The organism is Sphaerisporangium rubeum (genome assembly GCF_014207705.1).
Classification (GTDB): domain Bacteria; phylum Actinomycetota; class Actinomycetes; order Streptosporangiales; family Streptosporangiaceae; genus Sphaerisporangium; species Sphaerisporangium rubeum.
In genome coordinates, this window is record NZ_JACHIU010000001.1 from 1,875,548 (window position 1) to 1,893,988 (window position 18,441).

General features: G+C 70.5%; 16 protein-coding genes. 4 read left to right on the forward strand and 12 right to left on the reverse strand.

Annotated elements, in window-relative coordinates; genetic code table 11:
- Positions 1-24: 24 nt before the first annotated feature.
- The 10 genes from BJ992_RS08005 to BJ992_RS08050 all read right to left on the reverse strand — a co-directional run bounded on the left by BJ992_RS08005 (position 25) and on the right by BJ992_RS08050 (position 11,290).
- On the reverse strand, positions 25-846 hold the full coding sequence (locus BJ992_RS08005; protein WP_343072551.1) for a hypothetical protein: 822 nt from the start codon (positions 844-846) through the stop codon (positions 25-27).
- Positions 847-1,133: 287 nt separating this feature from the next.
- A complete protein-coding gene (locus BJ992_RS08010) occupies positions 1,134-1,991 on the reverse strand; it encodes a hypothetical protein (protein WP_343072552.1) in 858 nt (285 codons plus the stop codon).
- Between the two features lie 457 nt (positions 1,992-2,448).
- Positions 2,449-3,507, reverse strand: a complete 1,059-nt coding sequence (locus BJ992_RS08015; RefSeq protein WP_184979277.1) for a polysaccharide deacetylase family protein — start codon at positions 3,505-3,507, stop codon at positions 2,449-2,451.
- A 487-nt stretch (positions 3,508-3,994) separates the two neighbouring features.
- Complete coding sequence (locus tag BJ992_RS08020) at positions 3,995-5,161, reverse strand: CU044_5270 family protein (RefSeq protein ID WP_184979278.1); 1,167 nt, start codon at positions 5,159-5,161, stop codon at positions 3,995-3,997.
- Positions 5,158-5,679 (reverse strand): sigma-70 family RNA polymerase sigma factor, encoded by a 522-nt coding sequence (locus BJ992_RS08025; RefSeq protein ID WP_184979279.1) that lies wholly within the window; start codon positions 5,677-5,679, stop codon positions 5,158-5,160. The genes BJ992_RS08020 and BJ992_RS08025 overlap by 4 nt, the downstream gene beginning before the upstream one ends.
- 85 nt (positions 5,680-5,764) lie before the next feature.
- The gene (locus tag BJ992_RS08030) at positions 5,765-6,409 is read right to left on the reverse strand and encodes a hypothetical protein (RefSeq protein WP_184979280.1); all 645 of its coding nucleotides are present in this window, start codon (positions 6,407-6,409) and stop codon (positions 5,765-5,767) included.
- 609 nt (positions 6,410-7,018) lie between these two features.
- The gene (locus BJ992_RS08035) at positions 7,019-7,912 is read right to left on the reverse strand and encodes a carbohydrate ABC transporter permease (protein ID WP_184979281.1); all 894 of its coding nucleotides are present in this window, start codon (positions 7,910-7,912) and stop codon (positions 7,019-7,021) included.
- A gap of 31 nt (positions 7,913-7,943) precedes the next feature.
- Positions 7,944-8,897 carry a carbohydrate ABC transporter permease gene (locus BJ992_RS08040; protein WP_184979282.1) on the reverse strand — a complete coding sequence of 318 codons (954 nt, stop codon included), beginning with the start codon at positions 8,895-8,897 and terminating at the stop codon, positions 7,944-7,946.
- On the reverse strand, positions 8,897-10,258 hold the full coding sequence (locus BJ992_RS08045) for an extracellular solute-binding protein (RefSeq protein WP_221474727.1): 1,362 nt from the start codon (positions 10,256-10,258) through the stop codon (positions 8,897-8,899). Before BJ992_RS08045 ends, BJ992_RS08040 begins: the two co-directional genes overlap by 1 nt.
- Positions 10,259-10,336: 78 nt before the next feature.
- Entirely contained in the window at positions 10,337-11,290 is a 954-nt protein-coding gene (locus BJ992_RS08050; protein WP_184979284.1) for a TIGR03557 family F420-dependent LLM class oxidoreductase, read from the reverse strand.
- 175 nt (positions 11,291-11,465) lie between these two features.
- On the opposite strand from BJ992_RS08050, the gene BJ992_RS08055 reads away from it, so the two are divergent.
- A complete protein-coding gene (locus BJ992_RS08055; protein ID WP_343072553.1) occupies positions 11,466-13,076 on the forward strand; it encodes an N-acyl-D-amino-acid deacylase family protein in 1,611 nt (536 codons plus the stop codon).
- On the opposite strand, the gene BJ992_RS08060 is transcribed toward BJ992_RS08055, so the two are convergent.
- Together BJ992_RS08060 and BJ992_RS08065 are read right to left on the reverse strand one after the other, a co-directional pair.
- The gene (locus BJ992_RS08060) at positions 13,073-13,966 is read right to left on the reverse strand and encodes a serine/threonine-protein kinase (protein WP_184979285.1); all 894 of its coding nucleotides are present in this window, start codon (positions 13,964-13,966) and stop codon (positions 13,073-13,075) included. The genes BJ992_RS08055 and BJ992_RS08060 overlap by 4 nt on opposite strands.
- 38 nt (positions 13,967-14,004) lie before the next feature.
- Positions 14,005-15,945, reverse strand: coding sequence for an N-6 DNA methylase (locus BJ992_RS08065; protein WP_246496557.1), 1,941 nt, complete (start codon positions 15,943-15,945; stop codon positions 14,005-14,007).
- 97 nt (positions 15,946-16,042) lie between these two features.
- On the opposite strand from BJ992_RS08065, the gene BJ992_RS08070 reads away from it, so the two are divergent.
- From BJ992_RS08070 to BJ992_RS08080, 3 genes are all read left to right on the forward strand, one after another.
- Positions 16,043-16,780, forward strand: a complete 738-nt coding sequence (locus BJ992_RS08070) for a PP2C family protein-serine/threonine phosphatase (RefSeq protein ID WP_184979286.1) — start codon at positions 16,043-16,045, stop codon at positions 16,778-16,780.
- Positions 16,781-16,865: 85 nt separating this feature from the next.
- Positions 16,866-17,636 carry a phosphatase PAP2 family protein gene (locus tag BJ992_RS08075; RefSeq protein ID WP_184979287.1) on the forward strand — a complete coding sequence of 257 codons (771 nt, stop codon included), beginning with the start codon at positions 16,866-16,868 and terminating at the stop codon, positions 17,634-17,636.
- Positions 17,633-18,376 (forward strand): phosphatase PAP2 family protein, encoded by a 744-nt coding sequence (locus BJ992_RS08080; RefSeq protein WP_184979288.1) that lies wholly within the window; start codon positions 17,633-17,635, stop codon positions 18,374-18,376. Before BJ992_RS08075 ends, BJ992_RS08080 begins: the two co-directional genes overlap by 4 nt.
- Positions 18,377-18,441: the final 65 nt, after the last annotated feature.

Sequence of the window (18,441 nt, forward strand, 5' to 3'; positions counted from 1 at the left end):
CGATGTCCGGGCCGGGCCGGTGGATCAGGGGGGGAAGTTGCCGTTCTTGGCCACCGGGAGGGCGAGCTGGGATGCGCCTTGGAGGATGGCTTCCTCGGCGGGGAGGCCGCCGAGTACGGGGTTGATGTGGCGCAGGCCCAAGGTGACCGTGGGGAGGGTCGAGGTGGTGATGTCGAACTTCTCCAGGTCGATCCATCTGACGATGTTGAAGATCTCGGAGGGGATCTGGTCACCGGCCTTCTGCACGGGGACGCACAGCTGGCGAGCGAAGGTGATCTGAGCGCCGTGTGTGGGGATGGGGCCGACGAGCACGGGGTTGAGCTGGCGCAGGGACACCCCCTGGCTGAGCGAGGTGTTCGGGGTGATGGAGTAGCACTTGAGGTCGATGTGGCTGACCAGGTTCAGGATCTCCGTGGGTGGCACGACGTTGTTCTTGATGACGGGGACGCACAGTTGCTGCGGCGTGTTCATGGAGATCTGCGTGCGCGGCAGGCCCTGGAACAGCGGGTTGAGGTGGCTGAGCACCAGTCCCGTGGTCACCGTCGTGCCGGAGATCTTGTAGCAGGCCAGGTCGATGTACTTGATGAAGTCGATCGCGGGTGACGGCGGGTTCTGGTTGTTCTTGGCGACCGGCACGCACAGCTGCTCACGCTGGCCGAGGGTGACGGTCTCGATCGGCAGGCCGGTGAGGACGGGGTTGATGTGGCGGACGGTCAGTGTCGTGGTGGGTGGCTGGTAGGGGTTGGTCCTGAAGCATTCGAGATCGAGGTACGCGGTGAGTTCCTTCGGCGTCGGCAGCGCGAGAGCGGTGGCAGGCGGCACGCAGAGGAATGCGATGGCCAGCACCGCCACCGCGGCGGAGGACAGGCGCCGGAAAATCGATTTCCTGCCTCCTGGAAAACGCATTAACGGTCTGTTCACAGTGCCTCCGTGTGTGGGGTTAAGGCCTCCTGCCATGAGTGTGTGCCGTGCACAACGTTCTGACAATATTAATGACAGGTTTTTTGAATGTCCCGCCGTTCGGCTTGTCGTTTTGCCGGAAATGTCGTCTATTCGAAAGAATGCATGGAATGGAACCCCTCCGCGCACGGGGGAGGGGTTCCGCCTTCTGCGGTGCGGCCGTACGGCCCGGCTCAGCCCGGAGGGAACTGGCCGTTCTTGGCGACCGGTACGGCGAGTTGGCTCGGGACGCCGATGGTGGCCCGCTCGGCCGGCAGGCCGCGCAGCACCGGGTTGATGTGCTGAAGGGTCAAATTCACGGTGGGGGTGACGGACGGGGAGATGACGTCGTACTTCTCCAGGTCGATCCATTGGACGACCTTCAGGACCTCGGCCGGGATCTCGTCTCCGCGCTTCTGCACGGGGACGCAGAGCTGCCGCGCGTCGGTCACGCGTACGTCCCGCGGCCGGATCGTGCCGGCCACGACCCGGTTGAGCTGCTCCAGCTTCAGCGCGCGGTTCATCGGCTGGCTCGTGACGCCGTAGCACCGCAGGTCGATGTGCGAGACGAACTTCCAGACCTCGTCGGGTGGCAGGACGTTGTTCTTCAGCACCGGGACGCACAGCTGCTGCGACTGGCCGAGGGTGACCTGCTGCCGCGGCACGTCCTGGAGCACGGGGTTGAGCTGGCTGAGCACCAGGGCCGCGTTCGACGCGGCGCCGCCGACGCGGTAGCAGGCGAGGTCGACGAACCTGATGAACTCCAGCACGGGGTCCGGTGGGATATTGCCGTTCTTGGCGACCGGTGTGCACAACTGCTCACGCGGGCCGAGGGTGACGGTCTCGATCGGCAGGCCGCTCAGCACGGGGTTGAGGTGCCGCAGCGTGAGGGTGGTGGCCGGGGGCTGGTAGTAATCGGTCTTGAAGCATTCCAGGTCGAGGAGCGACACGAATTCCTTCGGGCTCGGCACCGCCAGAGCGGCGGCGGAAGGCGCCGAGAGGAACGCGACGGCGAGCACGGCGGCGACGGCGGACGACAGGCGTCGGATCACCGTTTTACTGCGCTCGTGAATTCCGGTTACGGTTCTGTCCATTGCGGCTCCAGCAGGTAGGGGTCAGGCCTCCTTTCCCCGAGTGTGGAGCGCGAGGTGTCGCGTGACAACATTTCTGGACATTGTTTGTGGATCGCGATATTCGGGCGGCTGGGACGGCGAGTTATCAACAGGCGGAAACGAGGTGTGATTTTCGCGGCGGCCGTGATTCCCCGTGCCGGACGTCTTCGCGGTCCTTCGTGGTCGATCGAGTTCCGCGTCTGTGGTGGAGCCGCCGGCCGCACGATGGACGATCGCCGGTGGACGGCCGTACGCCACGAGGACCCCGCCGCGAGCCGGCGGGGTCCTCGTGTGCCGTTCGACCGGGTGGCAGGACGATCCCTCCAATCGTCCCGCCACCCGGAGTTCCTAGGGGTGTGGCCGGCGGTGGCCCGCCGGCCGGGTCGTGCGGTGCGCGTCAGGCGCGGGTCCAGCGCTGGGTGGACTGGCCGTTGCAGGAGGCGATGGTGACGCCGGAGGTGTTGCCGGTGCCGGTGACGGCCAGGCACAGGTTGTTGGCGACGCTGGTCACGGTGCCGTTGGAGTTGAGGTTCCACTGCTGGTTGTTGCCGCTGTGGCAGTCGTACAGCTGCACACGGGTGCCGGAGCCCGCGCCGGTGGGGGAGTCGAGGCACTTGCCGAGGAGCTGGAGCTGGCGGCCGGAGGTGTAGGTGAACCTCTGGTTGGGGTTGGTGTGGCAGTCGTAGATCTGCAGCTGGGTGCCGTTGCCGGAGGCGCTGTTGGGGGAGTCGACGCAGCGGCCCGCGGCCTCGTTGCGCAGGCGGAACGTGTCGCCGCCGGAGGTCGGGGTCACGGTCGGGGTCGCGGTCGGGGTCACGGTCGGCGTCGCGGTGGGCTCGCCGCCGGTGGGGGCCACGGCGCGGCCGGTGGAGGTGGAGATCATGCCGGGGCACAGGTTGCGGTTGCGCAGGTTGGCGGCGATCTGCGGGATGGCGGCGACGGTGTTCCCGATGTTGTCGTGCATCAGGATGACCTGACCGTTCTGCAGCCGTCCGGCGGCGGAGACGATCGAGGCGGTGCTGGCGCCGTTCCAGTCCTGCGAGTCGACGTCCCACAGCACTTCGGTGAGCCCGTTCTGCTGTTCCACCGAGCGCAGCGTGCCGTTGGTCTCGCCGTACGGCGGCCGGAACAGCCGCGGCGCGGTGCCGGTGGCCTGCTGGAGCACCTGCTGGGTGCGCTGGATCTCCGACTGCATCTGCGAGGTGTTCATCTGGGTCATGTGCGGGTGGGTGTAGCTGTGGTTGCCGACCCACATGCCGGCGTCCACCTGCGCTCTGACCAGCGCCTGGTTGTTCGCCGCGTTCTGCCCCATGTTGAACATGGTGGCGCGCAAGCCGTTCTGCTTCAGCGCGTTCAGCAGGTTGTTCGTGGCGTTGCCGAAGGGCCCGTCGTCGAAGGTGAGCCCGACGTATCCGGCACTGCAGTCGGCGGCGCCGGCCGGGGTCGAAAGGGTCACTGCGAGACCTCCCGCGCCTAGCACGGCGACGACTCCCGCGACGATCGCGCGGCGTACGGCCGACCGTAGAGTCCGGGGCCTGAGTGGGGGGGTGGCGTTGTCGGCCATGGTCGTGTTCCTCCGGGATCCGGTCGAGCGGGGGACGGTGGCTCTACCGGGGATCATTGTGGGAACCCGTCCTGAAACATGTCAATGACGAGACGAAATGTTTCAGGCTCCGGAGGGCTCATCTACGCCGCGAACTGCGGCGACACGAGGGAAGATCCGAGGAAAGTTTCGAGGCGGCTCCGGCTCGCAAGGAGCCCAAGGGCCCGCTGATGTCCTTGGCGCCGGCCGGGTCGCGAGGAGCCTGGGGCCACCGATGTCCTTCGGTGGGGGACCGGGTCGCGACCGGTCAAGCCGCGAGGAGTGTGGGTCCGCCGAGGCCCTGCGGCACCCGGCGAGGGTCGTGGCCCCGGGCACGAGAGGCCCGGGGCCGGGAGGCGGATCAGGACGACGGTCTGGTGTCGGTCCATCCTGCGTTGAGCACGGTGACCGAGTGCCAGATCGTGCCGGGGTCGAGGTCCGCCTGGTATCCGCCGGGCCGCACCACGACGTTGTCGGTGCCGAGTGCCTGACCCGTCGACTCGTCGAAGATCAGCCTGGCCCGCAGCACCCCGTCCGGCGCGCTGCCGTCCCTGACGTGGCTCTTCTGCTCGATGCCGACCGCGGTGCCGGTCCGGCCCTCGGCGTCGGTGACGTCATGCTGGACCTCGATGCTCTTCAGCGCGGACAGCATCCGGAACGCCGCACCACGGGTCGCCGAGGTGACCGGCATGTCGGTGATCAGCCCCGACGCCACCGTGAACAGCCACTCGTCCGACGACATGGGGGTGTCGGAGCTCTCGGTGCCGTGTCCCGCGTACGACCGCAGCAGCCACGCCTTGAGCTTGGCCGGGTCGGACGGCAGGCCGCGGATGTCCTTCATCGAGACGTTGCGGCCGAGCCAGAACACCTTGTCCCCGTCCGCCGGGGGATAGCTCTCGACGCGCTCCTTCCCGGGCCTGGTCGGCAGGATCAGCTCAGCCTTCTTGCCCGGCACCTTGACCCGCAGTTCCTCCGGCGCTCCGGCCGCGCGCCACGCCGCCTCGTCGTCCGGTGTCGCGGGCTTCGCGCCGAGGAACCGGGTGCGGCTCCACGTCCTGCCTCCAGCGGCGGACGGCGTCCAGCTCTCGCTGCGACCTTGATCCACGAACGTGTACCCGCCGTCGACGGTCATCAGCCCGCGGGTGACGGTCGCCGTGTGCCAGTACGCCTTCGTCGTGTCCGGCTGCCGGTCGGCCTGTTCGGCGGCGGCCAGCAGGACGGCGGACGCCGACAGCTCGATCGGGGTGGTCGCCGGCGCGCCGGAGGAGGACCCCGGCGCCGGGATGGCCAGGGCCGGCCCCTGTGCGGGGGCCGTGGCCCCCTGCGTGATGAGGGCCACCGCGGTCGCCGCGGCGGCGGCCCCGGTCAGGGCGAGGCCGAGGACCGGCCGCGTCCACCGGCGCCGCGCCGTGACCTCGCGGGGCCGCCCCATGGCGTACGCCAGCTCGGCGGCCCTCGTGCGCTCGTCGATCCCGGTGCCGCCGAGATGCGCGGGACGTGCGTCCCGCAGCCGGTCCATGGGGTTCATGACCACTCCTCACTGAGGTCGCGCACCCGGGGAGGGGTGGGGACGGCGGTGTCCATGTGCCGCGCGAGCCGCCTGCGGGCCCGGTGCAGCCGGACGCGGAAGGTCGCGGGGGAGCATCCGACGACATGTGCGGCGTCGCGCGGCGACAGTCCCTGCCAGGCGACGAGGATCAGGATCTCCCTGTCGTCCTCGTGCAGCTCCGCCAGCGCGGTCAGCACGCCGAGCCGTTCTGTCACCTGGTCGGCGACGTCTCCTTCGGTCCAGGACCGCAGCTCGGCCGAGACCGCCTCACGCCGCGCCTCGGCCCTGATGGTGTCGCGCAGCACGTTGCGAGCGGTGCCGAGCAGCCATGGCAACGCCGGTTCCGGCACGTCGTCCAGCCGCCGCCAGGCGATGGCGAACGTCTCGCTCACCACCTCGTCCGCGATCTGCCGTCCCGCCTTGCTCACCACGTAGGCCCAGACCCGCCGGCGGCACTCGTCGTAGATACCGGTGAACCGATGCGCGTCGTCCGTCACCGCTCACCTCCTCCATCCCGGGTGTGTTGTTATGACACCGGGAAGTGGTCCGAGGTTCCCGGATGTTACCGGCGGCCCGGAAAAATCATCCGGTCGCCGTGCGGTACGCGACCACGGCGGACCGGGTCCGGGGCAGGTGCCAGGCGGTCAGCACGGCGCCTAGGGCGAACAGAGCGCCGTGGGCCATGCGCACCGGAGCGGGGCCGTAGAACTGGGGGAGGAGCAGGACGCACGCGGCGGCCAGTACGGCGAGGGGCCAGGCCGGCATGGCGCCGGAACGCTGTGCGGCGACGGCGGCGAGCACGGCGCCGGCGCCGAGGAGCAGCAGGCCGACGCCGAACATGGTGAGGGCCACCGGGTCGTAGCGGAAGTCGTCGACGAGGGTCATCAGGCCGATGTCGCCGGTGCGCAGCGCGCGGGCCGCGATGGCGTGGAGGCCGAAGGTCTCGCCGCCGTAGTACGGCAGCACCAGGCCCGCTCCGACGCCGGTCAGCACCGCCGCGGTCGCCGAGGTCCGGGTGCGCAGCACAGTGTGCGCGGCGGCCAGTCCGAGCGTGACCAGGACGAACGCCGCCATCGCCATCGTGTGCGCGGCCACCCACGCCGTGGAGGCCATGGTGGCGGCCCCCTGCGCGCCGGTCTCGCCGGTGTAGGGGCGGACCGTCTGGTAGAGCAGGAACAGGACGCCGCCTGCGGCCAGTGCGGCGGCGCCGGAACGGGTGACGGACATGACGGTCTCCTCTTGCGTGAGCAGTGCTCTCTAGTGAGAGCAGCTAACACCAGAGCGGCGCGCTGCGTCAAGAGCAGTGCTCTCGATTGAGATGTCTTCCTTGAACCGCCTGAATGTCGTCGTGCGGGCATGCCGGTAAGTGGAAGCCGTCATGTCAGACGGCGGGGGGTGTCCGGTGCGCCACCAGGGCCGGCAACAGAAGTCGGGGAGGCGTCTGGCGCGCCGGACGGAGGGGGAGGTGCGAGGAGGCCGGTCGGCGGTATCAGGTGAGGGACGTCATGTGGTGCGCGGCGGAGCGAGAGTGGTCATCGCCTGGGGCCGGCTCGGTGTGTGGCGTGTGCGTCGGCGGTCCGCACCACCGCCGAGCGCACACGCCTGTCTTCGGCCCGGGCCTCCCGCTCGCGGCGGAGGGCCGTGAGGACCGAAGAGCTTCAGGAAACCTACGTTTTGACCGGCGGCTGATTGTTCTGAGGAAAAGCATATACGGGTCGTGGAGTGTTTTGGAGTTGCCGGCCGTCTGAGTGCCAAGATTGCGATTGCTTCGGCATGCAATGTCCAGTATTGTCCGCTTTACTTGACTAATATTCTGGAGAAAAGTCGAGAGACAGGTCAGCCGCGGTGACCGGTGGTCGCGATCCCCTGCACGAAATGCCGCTGACCGAGGAAGAAGACCAGGATCAGCGGCAGGGTCGTGACGACGGAGGCGGCCAGCACGATCTCCCATTTCGGGTCACCGCCCTGGTAGAACTGGTCGACGATGGCCTTCAGGCCGCGCGGCAAGGTGAACAGCGCGGGGTCGCGCAGGTAGATGAGAGGTTTCATCAAATCGAACCAGCTCGCCTTCAGCTCGAAGATGAAGGCGATGATCAACGCGGGACGCGAGAGGGGGAGCGCGATGCGCCAGAACAGGTCAAGGTACGACGCGCCGTCCACCCGTGCGGCTTCGAAGACATAGCGGGGCACACCGAGCAGGAACTGCCGGAGCAGGAAGATGTAGAAGGCCGAGCCGAACAGATTTCCGGCCCACAATGGCACCTGTGTGCCGGTCAGCCCGGCCGCGTTCCAGATGAGGTACGTCGGCACCAAGGTGACGGCGGCGGGAAGCATCATGGTGGCCAGCACGCTGCCGAAAAGCACCCCCCGGCCGGGGAATCGGAAATAGGCGAAGCCGAAGGCCACGAACGCGCTCGACAGTGTCACGGCGAGCGCGGCGGCAACCCCGACCACCAGTGAGTTGACCAGCCATGTCAGCACCGGCGCCGCGTCCCAGACCGCCACGTGATTTCCCGGCGCGAACGGCGAAGGCCACGGCAGGAACGGGTCGGCGAACGTCCGGTCGCGCGGTTTGAGCGACGCCACGAGCAGCCACACGAAGGGGTACAGGAAGACCACCGAGGCGGCGGCGAGCAGGGTCAGGAAGAACACCCGGCTGGTGCCACGGCCGGCGGTGTCGGCGGGAGGCAGGGTCTCGGTGACGGCGCGGGGACGGTCGAGCGTGGTCATCGCGCGCACCCGGCCGCGGAGTGAAGGCTGGTCATCCGGTGCGCTCCTCGGCCTCGTAGTACACGAACCGGCGTCCCACCCGCACCTGGATCACGGTGATCACGGCGATGACCAGGAAGAGCACCCAGGCCAGCGCCGAGGCGTATCCCATGTGGAGGTACTGGAACGCCTGCTGGAACAGGTAGACGACGTAGAACAGCGCGGCGTCGCCGGAGGTCTGCTGCGCGGACAGGCTGCCGAAGAACATCGTGTAGACCTGGTCGAACATCTGCAGAGCGGCGATGGTGTTCACGATCACCACGAAGAACACCGCCGAGCTGATCATGGGAAGGGTGACCGAGCGGAACCGCTGCCACGGCCCCGCGCCGTCGATGAGCGCCGCCTCGGTCAGCTCGCGCGGCACGTTGCGCAGCGCGGCGAACAGGATGACCGTCGTCGACCCGAGGTTCCACAGGGACATCAGGACGATGCCTGCCATGATCCAGTCGGGGTCGGTCGTCCACTGCGGCCCCGAGACGCCGAACAGCGCGAGGAACCGGTTGACCACCCCGGCCTGGCCGTTCAGCAGGAACAGGAACAGCACGCCTACCGCGACGTACGGCGTCATCGACGGCAGGTAGAAGATCGTGCGGAACGCTCCGGCGGCCGGCCCGGTGATCCGGTTGAGCAGCAGCGCCAGCCCGAGCGCCAGCACCGCGGCCAGCGGCACGTGCAGCACGGTGTACAGGACGGTGTTGCCGATGGCGCGCGCGACCTTGGGGTCCTCCAGCATCCGCTGGTAGTTGCCGAGTCCTTCGAACCGGGCCCCGCCGATCAGGTCGTAGCTCGTGAACGACAGCACCAGGCTCGCGATCATGGGGCCGAGCTGGAACACGAGCAGCCCGATCAGCCACGGCGCGAGGAAGATGTAGGCCCACCGCGTCTCCCCGCGCCACACCGGCCGCCGCGAGCCGGTGCCGCGGCGGGCCGCCTCGGCGGCGCTCATCAGTTCCCCGCGTCGTCGAGCGCGCGCTTGGCCTCGGCCTGGGCCTGCCGCAACGCGTCGGCCGGCTTCTGCGCACCCTGGAGCACCCGGGTCGCGGCGTCCTGCCAGACGCGGGTGAACTCGGCCGCCGCACCGGACTGCGGCACCACGAAACCGGCCTCCTGCACCGAGCGGATCGTGGCGACGGCGTCGTCGAACGGCTTGTGGCCGCTCGGCTTGACGATCTCGCTGAAGATCACCTGGTCGGCGCGCGCGTTGCCGGTGAAGGTGCCGATGTTGACCTTGCCTTCGGCGGCCCGCTTGTCCTGCCGTGCGCGCGCCGCGGCGATCCAGGCGTCCGCCTCGGTCATCGTCTTGATCCATCGACAGGCCGCACCGGGGTTCTTCGCGCCGGCGGGGACGACCCACGCGTTCCCGCCGATCATGTTCACCGGCCGGCCCTGCCGGTCCTTGAACGGCAGCACGGTGATCTTCGCGTCAGGCGTCGTGCCGGCCATCGCGCTGACCAGGAACTGCTCGGTCAGCATCATGCCGATCTGGTCCTTGACGAACGGGTTCTCGGCCCCGAAGTAGTCGAAGGTGTCGGTGAACGCCTTCAACCGGCTCCATCCCCCCTGCCTGTCGACCAGCCCCGCGGCGTACCCGAGCGCCTCGGCCACCTTGGGGTCGTCGAGGTGCGGGGTACGGCCGTCCTGGCTGAGGATGTCCGCACCGTTGGCCTTGGCCCACAGCGGCAGGAACTCCGGCAGCTTGGGGAAGAAGCCGAACCGCTCGACCTTCCCGCCGGAGACCTTGTTCATCTTCTCCCCGAGCGCGGCGAGCCCGTCCCAGTCGGAGGTGTCGATCGACGTGGGGCCGACACCGGCGTCCTCGGCCGCCTTGTCGTTGACCAGCAGGATGATGGAGTTGTAGAACTCCGGCACCCCGTACCACTTGCCGTCGTAGGTCACCTGCTGCCGCGCCGCCGGGTAGAAGTCCCCGGTGGCGATCTTCTCGGCGGCCACGCACCGGTCGAGCGGCTGGATCGCGCCGCGTGCCGCGTACCCGCCGAGCCGTTCCCTCGGCAGGTACACCACGTCCGGCGGTTCGCCGGCCGCCACGGCCGACAGGAACGCCTGCTCGTCGAACTGCCCCTGGTTGATCGTGAGCTTGACGTCCGGATGGGCCTTCTTGAACCGGTCCACCCGGACGCTCGCGATCTCGTCGGGAAGCCCGAACCCCATCGTGGTGAGCGCCGAGGACCCCGCGGTCCCGCCGCCTCCGCCGGCCGAGCCGACGCCGCCGCAGGCCGTGACCACCGCCACGAGCAGCGACGCCGCCGCGACCCGGCCCGCACGCCTCGGTAAGCCCTCTGCGTTCACCTCGGTCTCCTGACTTCGAACACGCATGTGCCTGAACGAAGCGCTTCCCGTACGGAACGTCCTGAACCGGCCCAGCCGTCACCGCAGTCTCGGCAGCACCGTAGAGGAGTAGAACTCGAAGAACGCGTCCTGGTCCTGGCCGATCTGGCTGATGTAGACCTCGTCGAACCCCGCGTCGATGTACGGCTTGATCGCCTCGACGTGGACGTCCGGATCGGGGCCGCACGGAGTGGAGGCGGTCGCCTCCTCCTCGGTGACCATCTCGGCGAGCTGCTCGAAGTGACGCGGCAGCGGCAGCAGCTGCGACGCCTCTCCCTTGATGCCCTGCGTGGGCCACAGCCGGTGCACGGTCTTGCGTGCCTGCGCGGCGTCGTCGGCGTAACAGACCTTGAGTCCACCCTGTACCGGTTTTCCCTGGCCGCCGGAGGAGTGGAACAGCTCGACCAGCTCGGCGGACGGCCCGGTGGTGATGTACCCGTCGGCGATGCGGCCGGCGAGCTTCACCGAGTTCTCCCCGAAGCCCGACATGTACACCGGCGGCGGCTCGTCGGGAAGGGTGTAGAGCCGCGCGGTGTCCACCTGGTAGTGCGTGCCGCGGTGCGTCACCAGCTTGCCGGACCACAGCTCGCGCATCAGCTCGACGGCCTCCTCCAGCATCTCCAGACGCTCGGCGGTGGGGGGCCAGCGCGACTCGATGACGTGCTCGTTGAGCGCCTCGCCGGTGCCGACCCCGAGACGGAACCGGCCGCCGGTCAGCACGGCGCTGGTCGCGGCGGCCTGCGCGACGACCGCCGGGTGCACGCGGACCAGGGGACACGTCACGGCGGTGGTGATCGGCAGTGAGGTGGCCTCGGCGATCGCGCCGATCACGGACCAGACGAACGGGCTCTGTCCCTGTTCGTCCAGCCACGGATGGTAGTGGTCGGAGATCCACAGGGCCTCGAACCCGGCGCGCTCGGCCATCTTGGCCTGACGCACCAGTTCCTTGGGCCCGTGCTCCTCACAGGAGAGGAAGTATCCGAAGGTCGTCACATCGTCCTCCTCGGCGTTCTCGCTGTTCTCTGGGCCCCATACCCCGCTGCGTACCGGCAAACGGGACGTACCTCCCCGCCGCGCCGTCGCCGTGTTTTCATGCGAGGAAGGGTTCGCGCGGCGAAGGAGTGATGAGCGTGACAGGTGAGGTCGTCGAGACAGGGACAGGTGGCGAGTGAGCGCCGGGCTGGTGGTGCGCGGCGCCACCGTCGTGGACGGCACCGGCGCGCCGGCGTACCGCGCGGACGTCACCGTGGCGGACGGCCGGATCGCCGCGATCACCCGGGAACCGGGACACGCGGCCGGGAACCGTTCCGTCGACGCCACGGGGCTGGTGCTCGCGCCGGGCTTCATCGACATGCACGCGCACTCCGACCTCGCGCTGATCACCGAGCCCGACCATCTCGCCAAGGTCGCGCAGGGGGTGACGTGCGAGGTGCTCGGCCAGGACGGGTTGTCGTACGCGCCGGTGGACGACACCACGCTCGACCAGCTCCGGCGGCACCTCGCTGGCTGGAACGGCGACCCCGAGGGCTTCGACTGGGACTGGCGGTCGGTCGCGGAGTACCTCGACCGGCTGGACCGCGGCGGCATGGCGGTCAACGCCTGCTACCTGGTGCCGCAGGGCTCGGTCCGCATGCTCGCCATGGGCTGGGACGCGCGCGAGCCGACGGCCGCCGAGCTCGACGCGATGCGCGCGCTGGTGGCGCGCGGCATGGAGGAAGGCGCGCTCGGCATGTCGAGCGGCCTCACCTACACCCCCGGCATGTACGCGGGGACCGCCGAGCTGGTGGAGCTGTGCCGGGTGGTCGCCGGGTACGGGGGCTACTACTCGCCGCACCACCGGTCCTACGGCAGGGGAGCGCTTGCGGCGTACGCCGAGATGGTCCAGGTCGCCACCACCGCCGGCTGTCCCCTGCACCTGGCGCACGCCACGCTGAACTTCCCCGAGAACGCCGGCCGGGCCGGTGAGCTGCTGGCCCTGCTGGACGCCGCCATGGACGACGGCGCCGACATCACCCTCGACACCTACCCCTACCTGCCGGCCGCGACCATGCTGTCCGCGCTGCTGCCGAGCAAGGCCTGCGAAGGCGGCCCCGAGCGCATCATGGAACGCCTGCGCGACCCCGAGGAGGCCGAGCGGATCCGCCGCGTGATCGAGGAGGACGGCTCGGACGGCTGCCACGGCGTGCCGGTGCCGTGGGACGCCATCAGGATCTCCGGGGTCCGCGAGCCCGCGCTCGCGCACCGCGTGGGCCGCACCGTCGCCGAGCTGGCCGCCGCCGAGGGCCGTCCCCCGTTCGAGGTGTTCCGCGAGCAACTCGTCGAGGACGGCCTCGGCACGGCCAGCGTGTGGTTCATCGGCAACGAGGAGAACGTCCGCGCGATCATGCGGCACCGCGCGCACACCGGTGGCAGCGACGGCCTGCTCGCCGCCGCCAAGCCGCATCCCCGCTCGTGGGGGACCTTCCCCCGCTATCTCGGTCATTACGTGCGCGAGGAAGGGGTGCTCGGCCTGGAGGAGTGCGTCGCGCACCTGACCGGCCGCGCGGCGAGGCGGCTCAAGCTGGCCGACCGCGGCCTGATCCGCACCGGATACCACGCCGACCTGGTGCTCTTCGACCCCGCCGGCGTCGGTGACACCGCGACGTACGACGACCCGCGCCGCACCCCCGACGGCATCCCGTACGTGATCGTCGGCGGTGTGCGGGTCATCGACGAGGGCCGCCACACCGGCGCGCTGCCGGGCCGCGCGCTGCGCCGCACCGCGGAGGGGACGCGCTAGGGGAGCACGCGTCCCACGATGCGCGCGTACATGCGGCCGGGACTCGGTGTCGACGGCGGGGTGAGGAACCCCGGCAGCATCGGCAGGTCCACCGCGAACGGCTGCAGGCGGTCGTACAGCGCGGCGGCGTCGGCGGGACGATCGTCCGGGTCCTTCTCCAGCAGGCCGGACAGCAGCGCGTTCAGCCCGTCAGGCAGGCCGGGGACCGGCTCGGGCCGCTCCTTGACCTGCTTCTCGAAGACGGCGTACTCGGTGGGCCCGGAGAACAGCCGCCGTCCGGTGAGCATCTCGTGCAGGACGCAGCCGAGCGCGTACAGGTCGCTGCGCGGCTCGGCCAGGCCGCGCTGGATCTGCTCCGGCGACATGTAGGCGGGGGTGCCGATGATCTGACCGGCCCGGGTGAACTGCGCCACGTCGGCCTCACGCAGCATCGCGAGGCCGAAGTCGAGCACCTTGACGCTGCCGTCGGGACAGAGCATCAGGTTGGTCGGCTTGAGGTCGCGGTGGCAGATGGACAGCGTGTGCGCCGCCGACAGCACCGCGCACGCCTGCGCGACGATCGCCGCGGCCCATGGCACAGGCAGCGGCCCGTGCTCGCTCACCAGGTCGGCCACAGTGACACCCTCGATGAACTGCATCACCTGGAAGAGCCGCTGCTCGTGGGTGCCGAAGTCGTACAGCACCGGGGCCCCGGCGTGCTCCAGGCGCGCGAGGATGCGGGCCTCACGCATGAAGCGCTTGGACAGCTCCTCGTCGTGGCCGCCGGGGAAGCGCAGGAACTTGACCGCGACCCGGCGGTCGAGGTGGGTGTCGTGGCCCGCGTAGACCGCACCCATGCCGCCTTGGCCGAGAGGCAGGTCGTCGAGCACGTAGCGGTCGCCGATGACCATTGGCCCCCTCCCTGCCGGTTCACGGGAAAAATACACCGTCAGGCGAGGGGCCGCAGACGGCCACCGGCCAGGCCGTCAAAGCCTAGCCGCACGAGGCTCTCGCCGAGCGCGGCCGTCTCACGCAGCCGGTCCTCGAGCTCCAGCAGCTCGCGGAACGCCTTGCCGTACTCGCGTTGCTCCGGCAGCGGCAGGCGGGGGACGCGCAGCCGCCGCGCGTCCATGCGGCTCGCGCCGGCCGGCGACGGACGCGCCGCGCCGGCGAAGCGCAGGCAACCGGCGAGGAAGTCGGCGTCCATGCGCTCGTGGTCCACCCGGTACAGGTGGAGCTGCGGGCCGAGCACGGCGCCGCCTTCGCCGACGGCGCGCGCGGTGGCGTCCACGAGGGAGGCGACCACGTCACCGGGCTCCAGCACGATCAGGTTCGGGTCGTGCGGGGTGCGGCCGGTCGGCGTGCCGCCGCGCGCGAGGTCGGCGGCGGTGAGCACCGGCACGTCACCGCCGTCGGTGGCGAGCCGCGGCGGCCCCTGGTGCACGCTGACCAGGCCCGCTCTGACCAGTTCCGCGACGGTGGCTCCCGGCAGGTCCCCGGCCGGCGTGTGCGCGGCGAGGTCGGGTACGGCGCCGGGCAGCGCGGCGGCGGCCTCGCGGAACCGCTCGCGCGCCGCGGCGAACCCCAGGGCCGGGTCGTCGTAGGGACGCGGCAGGTGACGGGCCGGGGTGAGGTCCACCTCGTCGTCGAGCAGGTCGATGATGCGCACGGCGCGCGCGCCGTCCGGCAGGGCCGCGTCGGGATCGGCGCGGAACGCCGGCCACGCCTGCTCGACGGCCGCCAGGTCGCCTGACGCGTCCATCATGAGCACGGCGGACGGCGGACGTTCCCCCGGCGCGGGCCGGCGCAGCAGCCACAGGTCGGGGCCGCCGGTCGCCAGGGTGACGACGGCGCGCAGAGCACCGGCGCGCAGCAGGTTGCCGCGGATCCGCCTGCCGGGACGCCGTCCCGCCGCGGCGGCCGGCATGAGGATCGCCACCAGCCCGCCGGGCCGCGCGTGCGCCAGGCAGTGCTGGGCCCAGGCGAGCTCCGGCTCACCGCGCGGCGGCAGCCCGTACTCCCAGCGGGGGTCGCCGGTCAGCTCCTCGTATCCCCAGGCCCGCTCGTTGAACGGCGGGTCGCACACGACCGCGCCGGCACGCAGGCCGGGGAAGGCGTCCTGCCGCAGCGAGTCCCCCGCGACGACCCGGGCCTCGGCCCCGGTGAGCAGCAGCCGTACGGCGGTGAGCAGCGCCGGTGTCCCGCCGATCTCCTGACCCACGACCGGGAAACCGTTGTCCGCGGCCGGTAGCAGCAGGGCCCCGGCGCCGCAGGCGGGGTCGAACACCGTACCCGCCTTGAGGCCTTCCTCAGGCGCCGCGAGGCGGACCAGCAGCGCCGCCACGTCGGGCCGGGTCACCGGCACGCGACGGGAGTGGGCCTCGGTGTACCGCTCGCAGAGCAGCTCGAACGCGGCCCTCGGCCCCTGCTCGGCGGCGAGGTCGGCGAGCAGGCGGTACAGCCTGGCGTCGACCAGGTCCCACGCGATCGGCGCCGGCAGGTCGGCGGTGGCGGACGCGGCGCGCCGGGCCGGCGGCTCGGGGCCGCGCACCGCGCCGGCCGGGTCGCGGTGCAGGTACAGCAGGTAGGCGCCTGCGCAGGCGACGATCTCGCCGAGCCGCAGGTCGTCGGCGGCGGCGCGCAGCCGCTGCCACACGCGGTCGCCGAGCGACAGTTCGTACGACTTGCCGTTGCGGCGCAGCCACTCCTCGATCTCAGGCAGGGAGAACAGCGGGCTGGCGGCGGTGCCGCCGACCGGCTGGGGGAAGTCGTCGTGGCGGCGGCGCCAGTTGCTCACCGCGGCCCGGCCGACGTCGGCCAGCCGCGCGATGTCACCGGCGTTCAGCGTGGCGTCGTGTCCCATCGGCGTCGTGTCTCCCTGCTGTCCCATGGCACTCCTCGCCTGCCGGTCAGCGTAGTCGACGTCGCCGAAAGAATCCACAAGTCATGTGCTTGTGAAGTGATTCAACCAATGATTTACTGGGGGTATGTCAAACAACGTGTCGCTGACGCTGCGGTACGCCTCCCGCACCGACATCGGCCTGCGCCGCCAGCGGAACGAGGACGCGGTGTACGCCGGCCCTCGACTGCTGGCGGTCGCCGACGGCATGGGGGGCCACAGCCACGGCGAGGTGGCGAGCGCCACCGTCATCGCCGCGCTGTCCTCACTCGACAGCGATCCACCTGGTGACGACCCGCTCGGATCGCTCGAGTCGGCGATCACCGCCGCGGGTCATCGCCTGAAGGATATGGCCGCGCGCGACCCGAAGCTGGCAGGAATGGGTACGACGCTCACGGCGATGTTGTGGGACGCCGGCCGCATCGCGCTCGCGCACATCGGGGACTCGCGCGCGTACATGCTGCGCGGCGGCTATCTGTACCAGATCACCCGCGACCACACCCTGGTGCAGTCGCTGGTCGACGACGGTCAGATGACCCCCGAGCAGGCCGCGGCGCACCCGCGCCGCTCGCTGCTGATGCGCGCGCTCGGCGGCAGCGGCTCGGTGGAGCCCGACCTGTCGCTGCGCGAGGCCGAGGCCGGCGACCGCTACCTGATCTGCTCCGACGGCCTCAGCGGAGTCGTCGGCCCGAAGGAACTGCACGAGATCCTCACCGCCGCCGGCGACCTCGGTGAGGCCGCGGAACGCCTCGTCGAGCTGGCCCGCCAGGGCGGCGGCCCCGACAACATCACCTGCGTGGTGGCCGAGGTGCTCGCCGAAGGCTGAGGCGCCTTGAACGCCAGGTGAAGCATCACTGACGCGGGTCCGGCGTCCCCCGTTCGAAGAGCGCCGAAAGGGGTAGCGCCCCCTCATGTCCAGTTCCGCGCCACCGTCGGCGACGGCGAACCAGGCCCGCGCGCGGCTCGGGCCCCGGCTCGCGCTGGCGTCCGCCGCGGCCTTCCTCGTCGCCGTCCCGTTCACCCTGCTGCTGATCCTCGTGCAGACGTCGTTCCCGCCGCTCCACCGGCTGGACCAGGGAGTGGCCGAGACGCTGCACGCCTGGGCACTGGAGCACCCCGGCTGGGTCACGGTGCTCGACCTGTGGACCGACGTTTTCTCCCCGGAGGCGTGGCGGGTGGCCGTCGTGCTCGCCGTGGCGTGGCTGGCGTACCGCAGGAGATGGCGGCTGGCGGCGTGGGCCGTCACCACGATCACCGTCGGCGGACTGCTCGGGCTCGGACTGAAGTGGGCCGTCGACCGCGCACGGCCGCACCTGCCGGACCCCGTCGCGGTGGCACCCGGCGCGTCGTTCCCCTCGGGACACGCGCTGAACGCCGCACTCGGCGCGGGGGTGCTGATCCTGCTGGTCCTGCCGTACGTCAGCAAGCGCGCGGGGGCCCTGCTGTGGTGCGCGGGTGCGGTGATCGTGGCAGGAGTGGCGTACACACGTGTGGCGCTCGCCGTGCACTGGGTCAGTGACGTCGTGGCCGGCGTGATCTTCGGCGCCGCGGTGGTCATCGCGACCACCGCCGCCTTCGAGACCTGGCGAAGAGATATCGGGCTCAGGCCGGCCGAACCCCACATCGAGGGTGTCGAGCCGGAGACAGGCCCGGCGGATCGACCGGAAGGAAACCCCCAATGAAGGCAGAGAGTGACGAGCGGCGATGGCCCGCGGTCGCGGCGTGGGCGGCGCGTCTGCTGCTTTTACCGCTGGTGGTGCTGTCGGCGGTCACCCTCGGGGTCGGCTGGCTGATCACCCGGCCGTTGCACGCGGCCATCGCCGGTGAGATGGACGTCAGCAGGGACCTCGCGGAGGACCGCACGCCGCTGTTCAACACCATCACCCACATCGGCTCCACACTGGCCGACACCCCGGTGATCGTCGCGTTGACCGCCGTCACGGCCATCGTGTTCCGTCTGGTCTTCCACCGCTGGCGTGAGTCGATCTTCCTGGTGGTGGCGGTCTGGTCGCAGAACCTCGTCTTCCTGCTCGCCACGGTGTTCGTGGAACGCCAGCGTCCGGAGGTGCGTCACCTGGACCCGGCCCCGCCGACGTCGAGCTTCCCCTCAGGACACACCAGTGCGGCCGTCGGCTTCTACTGCGGTGTGGCCCTGGTGCTCGTGCTGCACACCCACCGCCACACGATACTCAAGGTCCTGTGGTGGGCCCTCGGCCTCGGTGTGCCGCTGTTCGTCGCCGCCTCGCGCCTGTACCGAGGCATGCACCACCTCACCGACGTGAGCTGGGGGCTGGTGCTCGGCCTCGTCTGTGTGGCCGTCGCCGGTCACGCGCTGCTCGGGGTGCCGGCACTCATGTCACGTTCGGCACGCGAGGCCCGATTGTCTTCCGGGACGCCTCCACGCTGGAGCACCTCACCCTGAGTATCGTGGGTGCGGACTGCGGGGAGTCGGCTTGACCATGATCGTTCATCGGCCGATTGCCTTCA

What these genes read in the sequence shown, in the direction of transcription:
- BJ992_RS08020 (WP_184979278.1), bottom strand. Translation starts at nt 5,161, where the DNA reads ATGAACCCCATGGACCGGCTGCGGGACGCACGTCCCGCGCATCTCGGC.
- BJ992_RS08035 (WP_184979281.1), bottom strand. Translation starts at nt 7,912, where the DNA reads ATGACCACGCTCGACCGTCCCCGCGCCGTCACCGAGACCCTGCCTCCC.
- BJ992_RS08030 (WP_184979280.1), bottom strand. Translation starts at nt 6,409, where the DNA reads ATGTCCGTCACCCGTTCCGGCGCCGCCGCACTGGCCGCAGGCGGCGTC.
- BJ992_RS08070 (WP_184979286.1), top strand. Translation starts at nt 16,043, where the DNA reads ATGTCAAACAACGTGTCGCTGACGCTGCGGTACGCCTCCCGCACCGAC.
- BJ992_RS08040 (WP_184979282.1), bottom strand. Translation starts at nt 8,897, where the DNA reads ATGAGCGCCGCCGAGGCGGCCCGCCGCGGCACCGGCTCGCGGCGGCCG.
- BJ992_RS08060 (WP_184979285.1), bottom strand. Translation starts at nt 13,966, where the DNA reads ATGGTCATCGGCGACCGCTACGTGCTCGACGACCTGCCTCTCGGCCAA.
- BJ992_RS08065 (WP_246496557.1), bottom strand. Translation starts at nt 15,945, where the DNA reads ATGGGACAGCAGGGAGACACGACGCCGATGGGACACGACGCCACGCTG.
- BJ992_RS08080 (WP_184979288.1), top strand. Translation starts at nt 17,633, where the DNA reads ATGAAGGCAGAGAGTGACGAGCGGCGATGGCCCGCGGTCGCGGCGTGG.
- BJ992_RS08075 (WP_184979287.1), top strand. Translation starts at nt 16,866, where the DNA reads ATGTCCAGTTCCGCGCCACCGTCGGCGACGGCGAACCAGGCCCGCGCG.